This window comes from Pedobacter sp. GR22-10 (assembly GCF_026239715.1).
In the GTDB taxonomy this organism is placed as follows: Bacteria; Bacteroidota; Bacteroidia; order Sphingobacteriales; family Sphingobacteriaceae; genus Pedobacter.
In genome coordinates, this window is sequence record NZ_JAPIVR010000004.1 from 12,915 (window position 1) to 25,603 (window position 12,689).

13 protein-coding genes are annotated in these 12,689 nt (G+C 36.7%); 2 read left to right on the forward strand and 11 right to left on the reverse strand.

Translation table 11 applies throughout. The features are described 5' to 3' along the window. Positions 1 to 78: 78 nt before the first annotated feature. The 7 genes from OQX64_RS16710 to OQX64_RS16740 all read right to left on the reverse strand — a co-directional run bounded on the left by OQX64_RS16710 (position 79) and on the right by OQX64_RS16740 (position 6,422). Positions 79 to 471: a hypothetical protein gene (locus tag OQX64_RS16710; RefSeq protein ID WP_088303270.1), complete on the reverse strand. Its 393-nt coding sequence runs from the start codon at positions 469 to 471 to the stop codon at positions 79 to 81. 18 nt (positions 472 to 489) lie between these two features. After that, positions 490 to 837: a hypothetical protein gene (locus OQX64_RS16715; protein ID WP_265819643.1), complete on the reverse strand. Its 348-nt coding sequence runs from the start codon at positions 835 to 837 to the stop codon at positions 490 to 492. Between the two features lie 192 nt (positions 838 to 1,029). Further along, on the reverse strand, positions 1,030 to 1,767 hold the full coding sequence (locus tag OQX64_RS16720) for a GDSL-type esterase/lipase family protein (RefSeq protein WP_265819644.1): 738 nt from the start codon (positions 1,765 to 1,767) through the stop codon (positions 1,030 to 1,032). A gap of 36 nt (positions 1,768 to 1,803) precedes the next feature. Next, complete coding sequence (locus tag OQX64_RS16725) at positions 1,804 to 4,503, reverse strand: TonB-dependent receptor (RefSeq protein ID WP_265819645.1); 2,700 nt, start codon at positions 4,501 to 4,503, stop codon at positions 1,804 to 1,806. Beyond that, positions 4,487 to 4,720, reverse strand: a complete 234-nt coding sequence (locus OQX64_RS16730) for a DUF1456 family protein (protein WP_029287857.1) — start codon at positions 4,718 to 4,720, stop codon at positions 4,487 to 4,489. The genes OQX64_RS16725 and OQX64_RS16730 overlap by 17 nt, the downstream gene beginning before the upstream one ends. Before the next feature lie 132 nt (positions 4,721 to 4,852). Next, on the reverse strand, positions 4,853 to 6,157 hold the full coding sequence (locus OQX64_RS16735; protein WP_265819646.1) for a DEAD/DEAH box helicase: 1,305 nt from the start codon (positions 6,155 to 6,157) through the stop codon (positions 4,853 to 4,855). A gap of 46 nt (positions 6,158 to 6,203) precedes the next feature. Then, a complete protein-coding gene (locus OQX64_RS16740) occupies positions 6,204 to 6,422 on the reverse strand; it encodes a hypothetical protein (protein WP_088303275.1) in 219 nt (72 codons plus the stop codon). Between the two features lie 215 nt (positions 6,423 to 6,637). Here OQX64_RS16740 and OQX64_RS16745 point away from each other — a divergent pair, with 215 nt between their 5' ends. After that, positions 6,638 to 7,111, forward strand: a complete 474-nt coding sequence (locus OQX64_RS16745; protein ID WP_088303276.1) for a ribonuclease H-like YkuK family protein — start codon at positions 6,638 to 6,640, stop codon at positions 7,109 to 7,111. A 352-nt stretch (positions 7,112 to 7,463) separates the two neighbouring features. Further along, on the forward strand, positions 7,464 to 7,931 hold the full coding sequence (locus OQX64_RS16750) for an SRPBCC family protein (RefSeq protein ID WP_088303277.1): 468 nt from the start codon (positions 7,464 to 7,466) through the stop codon (positions 7,929 to 7,931). Positions 7,932 to 7,943: 12 nt separating this feature from the next. Here OQX64_RS16750 and OQX64_RS16755 read toward each other — a convergent pair whose 3' ends face one another. From OQX64_RS16755 to OQX64_RS16770, 4 genes are all read right to left on the reverse strand, one after another. Beyond that, positions 7,944 to 8,522 carry a DUF4468 domain-containing protein gene (locus tag OQX64_RS16755; RefSeq protein WP_265819647.1) on the reverse strand — a complete coding sequence of 193 codons (579 nt, stop codon included), beginning with the start codon at positions 8,520 to 8,522 and terminating at the stop codon, positions 7,944 to 7,946. An 87-nt stretch (positions 8,523 to 8,609) separates the two neighbouring features. Next, on the reverse strand, positions 8,610 to 9,626 hold the full coding sequence (locus OQX64_RS16760) for a porin (protein WP_265819648.1): 1,017 nt from the start codon (positions 9,624 to 9,626) through the stop codon (positions 8,610 to 8,612). 37 nt (positions 9,627 to 9,663) lie between these two features. Next, positions 9,664 to 11,070, reverse strand: coding sequence for an ammonium transporter (locus OQX64_RS16765; RefSeq protein ID WP_088303280.1), 1,407 nt, complete (start codon positions 11,068 to 11,070; stop codon positions 9,664 to 9,666). Positions 11,071 to 11,412: 342 nt separating this feature from the next. Next, positions 11,413 to 12,363 (reverse strand): TIGR01212 family radical SAM protein, encoded by a 951-nt coding sequence (locus OQX64_RS16770; RefSeq protein WP_265819649.1) that lies wholly within the window; start codon positions 12,361 to 12,363, stop codon positions 11,413 to 11,415. Positions 12,364 to 12,689: the final 326 nt, after the last annotated feature.

Sequence of the window (12,689 nt, forward strand, 5' to 3'; positions counted from 1 at the left end):
GCCGCTGATTGATGATTTACTGAAGGTTCATTTACTGGTCCAGAAGACAAACCGCAACCATTTCTTCAAATAAATTAGCTAATTAGAAACTGGTGTTACCATTGTGCCTGGGTTATAATTATCCTTTGATTTTCTTTTACCTCTAAAAAACAAGTAGAGATTGATGAATAACATCAGCCCGAGGTAAATAGAAAACCCGCCTATTTTAGTACCTAAAGCCTCTACCAAATGCTGATAACTGTTTAAACTGGCAGTAATTTTCATAATTAACAAAGCAAACCCAATGTTCAGTAAATAAAAGCCTGTTTCAAAAAGCTTATTGGTAGCATTGGCAATTTCCTGCCGTCCTTTAAAAATATCGAGCATATAAATTTTACTGTTTTTAAATAATGTTCTTGAAACATAAAGAGTTAAAAAAAGCACCACAGGAAGATAAATAGCATAGCCAATTAAAATTTTTGAAGTTTCCATGATTAAATTTTTAGATTGTTATTTAATTAATTTATGAATGGCATTGGTAAGCAAGAAAATATTAATGTAATGGAGCACCGATAATGCGGAAATGATAATGGCCACCTTGATCACCAATACTTCAATCAGTTGCAAAGGCGAATTTATGATCTCCCAGGTGGCAAGCGTCATCACGCAATAGCCTATATTTACCAGGTAATAGCAAATCAGAAGTGTCTTATTAATCTGCAAACATAAATCCAAATGGTCAGGGATAAGTGCTCCAACAAAAACATTCCCGTTTCGATAGCAGATCTCCCCTACGATAACGATGATTAAAATAATAACCGTTATAAAAATGCAATATCCTATTAAATTGTAACTCATTCCGAATGGATTTAATAAAGTGAATATTTAAAAGGGGATCAAATTCGACGATCTGCCAAATAGTATATCATCCTGATGCACTAACTTAACCTCTTTCACGAAGTAAAGATAAACACAACTTATTGTATTTTCAAATATTATTGAAAGTTTTGTTTAAAAAATAACCCACAATTGAATTTGTGGGTATTCATGCTATAATTTTCTTTTTAAGGCTTCATCAATGGCTTTTTCAGTTACGGCTTCCATAATTTTATATCCTGCTAAATTTGGATGTACGCCATCAACTGTTAATTCTGCTCGCTGCCCCTTTTTATCATCTACTAATGGTGTCCAATAATCTAAAATGGTCAATTTATTTTCTATGGCATACCTTTCAATGAGTTGATTCAGTGCTACAATTTTATCTGCAGGCTGAATATCTTTGTTCCAGGGATATGCATAAACAGGCAGGTATTTGCAAAGGATTACCTTAATATCATGAAGCCTTGCCAACTCTGCCATTGATTTAATATGACCCATGATGCTATCATTGGTTACATGCCCTGTATTGCCTGCAATATCATTACTTCCCGCTAAAATAATTACGGCTTCAGGTTTTAAATTAATAACATCCTGCCTGAAACGCACCAACAACTGTGGAGAAATTTGTCCGCTTATACCCCTGCAGATGTAAGGATTATTGCTAAAATATTCAGGCCTTTTTTGCTTCCAGAACTCAAATATGGAACTACCCAAAAAGACAACACTTTTTTCTTTCTTACCTTGGGCCATCAAAAGTTCATTTTCCTTTTGATACTTACTTAGTGCGGCCCAATCGTCTGCAAAATTTTCCTTTTTAGATTTCTCTTTTACATCCTTAATTTTTGAATCTTCTGTGAGAAAACGACAGGTGGAAATGAATAAAATAAAGAATAGTAGGCTACTTTTCATAATTGTATATTGAATGCTAAAATAGCAATTATGTCATTAATAGGATTCATTGTCATCAACATTAAATGCTGCTGATCTCCCTTTTTTATTTCCAAACTGGCTCAGGTTATAAATCAACGTAGCCTGCACAAAACGGCTGATAAAACGCGTTCTGTTTTCGGAAATGGAATTGTTAGTTATACTGGTGCTAAAGAGTGCGCCCTGATTAAACAAATCATTAGCCTGTACTGAAAAAACCAGTTTATTGTTTTTCAGGAACGATGTGTTCAATCCCATATTAACCAGCAAGGGGTTGCCTGCATATAAACTATAGCCAAAATTAAGGCTTTTAGCGGCAGATGCATTCACCCTGAAATGCTTATTAGGAATCCAGCTGGCGCTCCCACCTAATGCAAGTACCTGAATATTTTTAATATTCTGATTCATTACCGCATAAGTATTGGAGCTGAAACTGTAAGATACATTGGTATTTATTGCATATTTCTTCTCATTCAGGCTAAACCTGAATCCATTTGAAATGTTAATCCCACTGCTGCGGTTTAATACATTATCAGTATAAAAAACATTATGGCTATAGGCTATGTTTCCGTTAAACAATAAAGAGAGTTTGTTATTCAGTAACCTTTTATTCAGTGAATAATTTCCACCCAGGTTATAAATGCCGTTTACATTCTCGTAAGTGGTTTGTTGCTTTAGGCTGTTTAATGTATCCCTCAGAAAGATGGTATTGCTCACCACACTGTTAAAGGCAAAAGTTCCTGTTAAACCTGCCATAATACTTAATCCGGATTTAATTCCATATTTATTATAGCTCAGATCAGCAGTATGATTTGATGTGGCTTTCAGATCCGGATTGCCGATAATGAGATTTTGGACATCATTACTGTTTCTGATAGGCTGGAGTTTATTAAAATCTGGTGAATTCGTTGTACCATTATATCCAAAACTCAGGTTACCTTCATTTTTAAGCTGATAACTTAAATTTGCAGATGGTGCATAATTGAACTGATATTTTTTCAACTGCTGTCCGGTATTGCGGTCTCTGCCCATGATCATACTTGGGGTAAAATTGAGTCCGATATTATAACTAAGCAGCTTACTATTGAGGTTATAGCTTACTCCAATATTTTGATTGATAAAGCTGGATACATAATCCTGCCCAAGTGAATCTACCACAAAACTGTTTCCAGGCAGATTGGTAACGGTTGTAGTTTGCTCATGCTGACTTCTGGTTACAGAAAAACGATAAGTAAAATTCAAATAACCTGTACCGGTACTATCTGTTGCCCTTTTCAATGCATCTGAGAACTGGATATTACCGCCAAAAGTAGCATTTGAAGTATTATTATCCACCAATCTGTTCAGAAGAGAATCTTTCACCAGGATATTAGTTGTTTCATTATAATAACGGATCATATCTCGAATGGCACTGTTCGAATTTCCCTTGCCGCTTCCAAAATTAAATCCCATAGACAGGGATTGTTTAGGATTTGCTAAGCGCCTTGACCAGTTAACATTACCATTTAGGTTGGCGTTACTGCTTTTTGATCCGGCATCAGATATCAGATCTTGCTTAATATAGCCCGTTTTATTGGAATTAATTATGGCTTCATTTCTGGCATCCGTTAAAGTTCCGTTAAGGGAAGCATTAAAATAATTCTTTTTTGTAGTGCCGGTTAAACCAAGGTTAATGCTATTGTTCAAAGAATTAGCACTATTGTTACTCTGCCTTAAATCGTAAATGGTTCCCTGTGGATTAAATGTTTCCAGGTAATTGCTTTGAATAGATTCATTTGCCCCCCGGCTAATGTTATAGCCCCCATTATAGTTCAGTTCTTTTGAGACCTTTTCCCTGATGTTCCCGTTCAGGGCAACATTATCCATCTTTGTAAATTCGTTATTGGTAATGCCATAGCGGCCACCAAAGCCAATTTGTTTTGTTTTTTCCCACACATTGCCATTAACCCCTAAGTTATTGGCATTATTGGTGGCCGAGCTCACATTTGCATTACCAAACAGTCCGTTATCCTTTCCAGGCTTAGTCACGAGGTTTAACATTTTAATAGGGGTGCCCGTTTTGATGCCCGTAAAATTAGCCTGATCGCCATAATCATCAATCACCTGTAGCTTGGCAATAATATCAGCAGGTAACTGCCTGATATAATCTTCTACATTATTGGTAAAAAAATCCTCCCCGTTTACCCGAAGCTTGGTCATTTTTTTGCCCATAGCCGTAACTCCCCCTTTTTCATCAACTTCAATGCCCTGCAGTTGCTTCAGCAGATCTTCCACTTTATCATTTTCCCTTATGGTATAAGCACCGGCATTGTATTCGATGGTATCTTTTTTGATTTTAACGGGATCTACTTTTACTTTAACCTCTACATCTTCCAGGTGGATGGTTTCTGCTTTAAGTAAAATAGGCTCCAGAATTAAACTCTTTTTTGATTGTTGAGTTTCGTAAACAGATGCAAAGGATTTATATCCCAATGCTGTAATGGAGAGATAAAACTTGGATGGTTTAACTTTTGAAAAGGCAAAATTTCCTTTGGCATCAGAGGTTGTACGGAGCGTATCCTCAGCCATAATTAAGCGGATACCAGCACCTTCAATAGGATTTTTTAGAGAATCGATTATTTGTCCGCTGATTTTTACCGGCGATTGAGCGAAAGCGTTAAGAGAAAATATAGAAATTAAAAAAAATATTAAAAAGCATAAATTATTGCTTTTTTTCATCCCTCGGACCCCTTTTGTAAATTACCAGACCATTTAAAAAATTACGCAGAATCTGGTCGCCGCAAGGTTTAAAATTCTCGTGATCTTCATTTCTAAAAATATCGCCCAACTCTGCTTTGGTTACTTTAAACCCTACCAGGTCACAGATCGTAATGATATCATCTGTTTTTAATGATAATGCTACTCTTAGTTTTTTTAATATATCGTTGTTACTCATGTTTTTTATTGTTAAAGGATTGAATTAATGAATGTTTGAATGATAGAAGGATTGAATGTTTAAATGTTTGAAGGCAGTAAAATTACAATGAACTTATGAAAAAAAGTATCAACTTTAGCTTTCAAAAAAACGTTAACTCGCTATTTCCAGCTTAAGTTTTTTCCCTTTAATTTTCTCATTACTCAAAACCTTCAGCAAGTTTTCAACTTTATTGCGCTTTACAGCAATATAACTGGCAGAATCTTTCACCTCTATTAATCCTAAATCTTCTTTCTCTAATTCACCTTTTTTAAGAAAAACACCCACAATGTCAATCTTGTTGATCTTATCCTTTTTACCGTTTGGTATATATAGCGTAACCCAATCACTGGCCTCAGGCAATTGATAATGTTTAGATAAGTCTTCTTCCTCAACATTTTCTGGCAGGTATTTATAATTTTCTTCAGGAGTAAGTACAACATACGCCGTGCCTTTTGCATTCATTCGTGCTGTTCTTCCATTTCTATGGATGTAAGCATCCTCCGTGTAAGGCAACTGGTAATGCACAATATATTCCACCTCCGGAATATCTAATCCCCTGGCGGCAAGATCAGTGGTAATTAAGATTTTATGACTTCCGTTTCTGAATTTAAGCAACGCTTTTTCCCGGTCAAATTGCTCCATTCCGCCATGAAAAACATCATGCCCCAAGCCATTTTCAAACAGCAGATCACTAATCCGGTCAACCGTTTCACGGTGATTGCAAAAAACCAGTGTATTTTTACTGCCAATTTTACTTAAAAGCTTAAATAAAGCATCCAGTTTATCAGCTGCCGGGGCTGTTATTTTTTTGAGTTTTAAATCGGGTTTAACCTGAATATTTTTAGAAAAATCAATTTCAGCAGGTTTGTTCAGCTTTACAAAAGCCGGAATTTCTTCCATTTTAGTTGCGGAAGTCAGTATCCGCTGTTTTAAAGAATATAGAGACCCGATGATGTATGACATATCCCTTTCGAAACCAAATTCTAAAGACTTATCAAATTCATCTAAGATGAGCGTTTCAATAAATGATTCGTCAAAATGATGGTGCTCCAGGTGGTAAGCGATGCGCCCAGGTGTTCCGATTAAAACAGCCGGAGGATGTGCGAGGTTATTTTTTTCTACCCGCACGGCATGGCCACCATAACAGCAATTCACTTTGAAGGGTGTACCCATCTGCTTAAAAACCTGCTCAATTTGCAATGCAAGCTCTCTGGAAGGTACCAGAATCAGTGATTGTACACCCTTCACTTCAGCATTCAAGCTGGAAATTAATGGAAGTAAAAATGCTAAAGTTTTGCCGGAGCCGGTTGGGGCGATCAATAAGATATCTTTCCTCAATTTTCCCTGCTTAACCGCCATTTCCTGCATCTCATTGAGCGCAGTAATATTTAATCTTTTTAAGGCATTTTCTATCATTGAGTCAAAGATAAACATTTCTCAGCCTCCGGGAAGCTGCCATGACCTAGAACTTGAAAAACTTGTTCTTAAATCGCTTTAAAAGAGAGAAATTTAACCTTTTTTCCAAAAGCAACAGCATGTTTCCTCTTTTAGAGATGGAAGAGTTCACTTTTTCGGTAACCAGGTCTACTGATGACATAAACCTGTCGGTTAATTCATCTGCAAATTTGTTAGCTCTACTATTTTGCAACATTTGAAATTCTTGAATGAGTTCGGCTTTCATAACATTAAAGTATTTAGTGAGATAATACCATTATTAACGACGGGCTGGAATATTTGTTTCAAAAAGCAGCCGCCAATATCATTTAAATTAATTAACTTGTTGATAACTAAACATTTGTTAGCAAATAAACAACTTAACATTAACACGCATTTAACTTATAGCACTTATTTTTATAAAAACCTGATTACCATTTATTAACCTCAATAAAATTGTGTATGACCTGGAAAAAATTTAGTGGTGAAATTATTCAATCTTCCATCCACGAGGAAATCGAAAAATCTATTATCAGAGAAACTGAAAAGGGCTTTAAGCTTAAAGTTTGTATTGGAACCGACTCACAGGTTAAAGGTGCCATCACTGATTTTGCAACAGTAATTGTATTGCTGAGAGAGCATCATGGTGGTTTCATGTATATCCACCAGGAAAAGAGCACACAACAGGTCAGTATAAAAGAAAGAATGCTGGTGGAAGTGCAAAAATCTATAGAAACGGCTTACTCCATTTGCGATTTACTGGATGTTTATGATGTGGCACTTGAAGTCCATGCAGACATTAATACGAATCCACTTTTCAAATCCAACAAGGCACTTAATGATGCCATGGGATACATCATGAGTATGGGCTTTATTTTTAAGGCCAAGCCTGAAGCCTTCGCAAGTTCTACCTGTGCAGATAAGATGGTGCATTAGATTTACATATAAATAGCTTTGACAACTCCCAGCAGGCGTATTCAGCCAAAGTTGTCAAAGCTAAATCAACAGGTGACGTTGCATTCGCTTTACATGCTTTGTGCTCAAATCTTAAATCAGTTAAACTAACCATCGGATTCATCCAGTTCACGCCTAACAAGATATCAAAAAACAGACTTCAGCGTATGTTGTGTACTTTCTCTGTACGCTCAGTGCTTAATTTCACGGGCAATTTGAGAAGGCTAATTTTATTTAGTGGCTTGCCCTATATTTTCATGCGTTTTTGTTGCTCACCAGTAAATAATAATCCCAACAAAATTTCTTCTCTGCTGTTATGTTCTAAAATAGAAAATTGAAAACATACCGATTAGCATTCGAACAAAAACTGCCAGTTGATTTAGATACCGCCTGGGATTTCTTTTCCTCTCCTTTAAATCTTGCCGAGATTACGCCGAAAGATATGACCTTTGATGTGACTTCCCCAAATATGGAACAAACGAAGATGTATCCTGGTATGATTATCACTTATAAAGTTTCGCCCTTATTGGGCATTAAACTTGATTGGATGACTGAGATTACTCATGTAAAAGAAAAGGAATATTTTGTTGATGAGCAGCGCTTTGGTCCTTTTGCATTCTGGCATCACCAACACCATTTTAGTAAAATTGAAAATGGAATTTTAATGCGCGATATTTTGCATTATGCTATAGGTTATGGTCCAATTGGTAAGATTGCAAATGCCGTTACCGTACATAAAAAGATCAATGCTATTTTCGATTTCAGGTTTAAAAAAGTAGTAGAAGTTTTTGGTCAGCTTTAGTAGTTGTTTGGCTTACCACTTTTTAGTGGAAATCGTTTCTGCGGGTTTAGCTATTTTTTTAACTGTTGCATCAGATGCTAAAAACTTCTTTAAACTTTCCCCGAACTTTTCAACCTTCTGGTAAGCTGCGGTCTGAATATCTTTCCACTGCCCTGATGTAAGTTTATCTACCTTTTTTTCTAAAGGCGAACCAATGTGTGTTGTGGCCACAAAATTCCCATACCGATCTCTTTGATATGGAATAAATTTAAAGTCAGTGAGCCAAAATCTGTATTTATGATCCCTGGCCTCAAAATTAAGGTTATAGATGACTTCTCCACTTGGATGCCCCACCACCAATACTGTTTTATCAATAATTAATTTCCCTTTTGCAGTTAAAGATGAATCTGTTTGATTTTTAGTTTGAATTATTTTTTGCTGTGTGTTAATGAAATTTTTGGCACGTTGTACCAATACATCCTTACCGACCTTTTGAGAATCTACGATCTTATAATAAATAAATTTACCATCCTCAGCTGTAGTAAACAGTTTCTGTTGTGCAGATAAAGTAATGGAAAATAAAGTAAAAACCAGAAGTAAGCCGTATTTCATTGCATTTAATTAATGGATGCTGTAATATTTAAAGGTAACAAAAAGCCGCCAGTTTTGAATGCTGGCGGCTTCTATTAAAAAATCCATTTAAAAAGCGTAAACCGCAGCTAAAGAGAATTGTCCGGCGTTTGGTGCCGCCATGCCGTTTTCTTTCACAAAGGGTTTGTTACCGCTATGGTCCAATCGCACCTCAGGAATGAACGTTAACCCACCGGATTTAATATTGGCAGTGAAAGTTACTGCCGTATATTTATCACCAGCTACTCCAGCCACTTCTTTATATTTAAAATACTCTCCTCTTAAACCCAGTGTTACCGCATCTGCAACGGCAAATTGCGGATAAAGTGCTGCACCAGCATAACCACCGCCATCATTGTCGACATCATAATTGGCTGCATTTAAACCCAATTTAAATTTACTGGTAATCTGATAAGAGGTGGTTAAGTCTTCAATGGTTCCATAGCCACCGGCACCTGCGCCAGATAATACATTCAGATAAGCTGTCCATCCTTCAACCGGGGCAATCATTAACTGACCACCAACGCTCGATACACCGCGGGTAGCGGTATACACATTCCAGTCGTTAAATAAACCAGCCATTAAACTCACTTTATCAGAGAATTTATAGGTTGCCTTAATCCCGGCGTTCTGGAATGGACCATTGGTGAATAAATACGAAGTGGAATAGTTAAAGTTCCCTACAGGAGAAATTACTTCGTATCCGATAAAGGTCCCCATATAACCAGCCGTCATGGAAAATTGATCAGTAAAATCATAATTAACGTATAGATTCTGGATATGGAATGAGGAAACATCTTCAGCTGCGTTTATCAATGACTGCGCCTGCCCACGCGGGCCAAAAGATAGCTCTCCAACAAATGAAGCTTTACCTGTTCTTTTTTTAAGCACCAGATCAATCATACCTAAGGAAACAGAATTGTGATCTGATGCAAATGAGGTTTTGATATTAGGTTTCTTGGCAAAATCATACTTAAAGTAAGTATCTACTGATCCTGAAATTTCAAGAGGTGAGTTTGGTGTCTCTTGAGCAAAGGCACACGTAGTGCTGGCCATAGTAAATACAGCAGTTAAAAATTTCTTCATGTTTGAGCTATTGGGGTTTAGATATAGTTTTTAGGGCTTAAGAAATGGATTCAGTTACCGGACTGTTTCTTTCAATATAGATCGCTCTTTCCTCAACCAGTAAAGTTCCCTGAGAGTATTTCTCATTGTGCTGCGATTCATCAAGTCCCATTTCTTCTTCTTCTTCAGATACACGGATGGGCTGAATCAGGTTGATGAATTTGAAAATTACGAATGATACCACAAAACTAAACACAATAACAATGGCTGCACCTTTCAACTGTGTGAAAAAGAATTCCGGATTACCATAGAATAAACCATCATTACCCAAACTGTTTACTGTTTTTGTCGCAAAAACTCCTGTTAAAATCATCCCAACAATACCTCCGACTCCATGACAAGGAAATACATCTAAAGTATCATCTAAACTTGTTTTTTGTTTCCATGAAACAACCAGGTTGGAAATTACCGCGGCAATAACCCCGATAAATATGCTTGATGGAATACTGACGAAACCCGCACCAGGGGTAATGGCTACTAAACCAACTACTGCGCCAATACAGAAACCCAAAACTGAAGGTTTTTTACCTCTGGCTACATCAAAAAACATCCAGGATAAACCAGCGGCACCAGCGGCGGTATTGGTGGTTAAGAAAGCAGATACAGCTAAGCTACTTGCCCCTAATGCAGAACCTGCATTAAAACCAAACCAGCCAAACCATAATAATCCTGTACCGATTAACACGTAAGGGATATTTGCAGGCGGAACTTCTTTATGCTCCATATGCGATTTTCTGCGTTTCAAAACCAAGGCTCCTGCCAAAGCCGCCATACCTGCAGAGATATGTACTACCGTTCCACCAGCAAAATCTAACACACCCATTTTTAATAAGAAACCTTCAGGGTGCCATGTCCAATGTGCCAATGGCGAATAAACAAATACGGCAAATAATACAATAAATAAGATATAAGATGTAAAACGGATCCGTTCTGCAACTGCTCCAACAACCAAACCAGGTGTAATGATGGCGAACATTAATTGAAATACTGCAAATAAGGAAAGTGGAATAGTTAAGTCTGAACCTCCCTGTAAATGCGGCGCACCTGAATTTACATTTTTAAAGAATAAAAAGGTAGATGGATTGCCGATAAAGCCGCCGATAGTATCGCCGAATGCTAAGCTAAAACCTACAACAATCCAAAGCACAGTAATTACACCTGCAGCCACTACACTTTTAATCATGGTGGAAAGCACATTTTTCCGGTGAACCATGCCGCCATAAAAAAATGCCAGACCAGGTGTCATTAAAAAAACCAATGCTGCGGCAATTAAAATAAATGCCATATCCGGACCACTGTATTTTCCTTCATCAAAATTTGGAAGAAGTGGAATAAATAGGGCTAGAATCGCGACAATCATCAAGATCAAGAATGGCGCATACTGTTTTAGTGAAAGTTTAGTCATCTTTTTTAAGTTTATTTTGCTAGTTGATATAAATAGTTTAATTATTTCCGAATTACTTCCATAAAAATACAACATATTGAATTTTTAACACTATAAAATGTTAATTTTCTAACAAAAACATTAAATTTTTATAAAACAATAAGATTTAATCGATTTTAAATACCAATTAACAAAAAAACAATCCTTTTTGATCGCATTTTTTAATAAAATTAAAATCAAAATTTTAACACAAACCGCTAAGATGGCAATACAAATCAGACGTTTTCTAAATAAAAAAGATCTATAAAACAAAAAACCCATGAAAAAATCATAGGTTTTCTAAAAATTTTATAAAGATTTCAGTTATTGAGGTAAATACGATGATCCTTGCACGATGCCTCTTTTTTCTAATTCTTTATCCATATAAGTCTGAATTGCCGATTTATTTAATCCCCAATTGGGTGCGATTAATAAATCCCAGTCAGAAATACCAAATAATCGCTGAATAACAATATCCGGACGGAGCAATGGAATTAACTCGCAGAGTAAATCGGTATATTCTTCTAAGGTAAACAGCTTGAATGGTTCTTTTTTATATTTAGCCCCCATAATAGAACCTTCCACTACATGCAAATGATGGAATTTAACAAATTTGATTTGCGGGAAACGATTAATTTCATGAATATAGCCATACATCTGCGCTTTGGTTTCCCACGGAAAACCGAAGATAGTGTGCACGCAAAGGTCTAGCTTACTGTTCTCCAGAAGTTTCACCGCAGCGACAAACTCAGCATGACTACAACCCCTGTTAATCTGATCAAGCGTTTCGTCGTAAATAGATTCCATGCCCATTTCTAAATCAACATCAAAGCGATCGGCATAACTTTCCAATAATGCTACCTTTTCGGCATCAATGCAATCTGGCCGGGTGCCCACAGAGAAACCTACAATATCTTCTGTATTGATGGATAAAGCTTCGTCATACATCATCTTCAAATAATGTACCGGCGCATAGGTGTTGGTATTGGGCTGAAAATATACAATATACTTATCTGCACGATAGGAGGCTTTTGCTCTTGTCATCCCCTCAATCAACTGATCTTTAATATTCGGATTCTGCCTGGAGGGTTCGGGAGTGAAAGAATCTACATTACAATAGGTACAACCGCCAAAGCCCTTGCTTCCATCACGGTTAGGACAGGTAAATCCTCCATCTACGATCACTTTAAATACGCGCTGCCCTTTATACTTTTCGCGCAAATATGTACCGTAATTTCTATATCCTTTTATGCCTAAATCTACGAGTGTTCCCATTACCTGCAAAAATACGCTTTTTGAACGAAACGCAGGGTTAGATTTGAGATGTGAGAAATGAGATGTGAGATTGAGCGTACATTGAGCAGGCAGGAATGCATAACTTTTTAAATTCTTCTATTGATTTTGAACCATGTTTTTCATTGCTCAGGCAACTAACCATATCATGTTTGATCGAAGCATTTTTTTGTTTCTTGGTAAATTGTTTCCCATTCTAAATTTAGGCATGTAGCGGCCATTTTAAATTATTATTCTGTACTTGCAGTTCGCAGTTCTATACTTGCAGTTAACAGTTCTAAATTTGCAGTTCGCAGTTCAGACGTTGC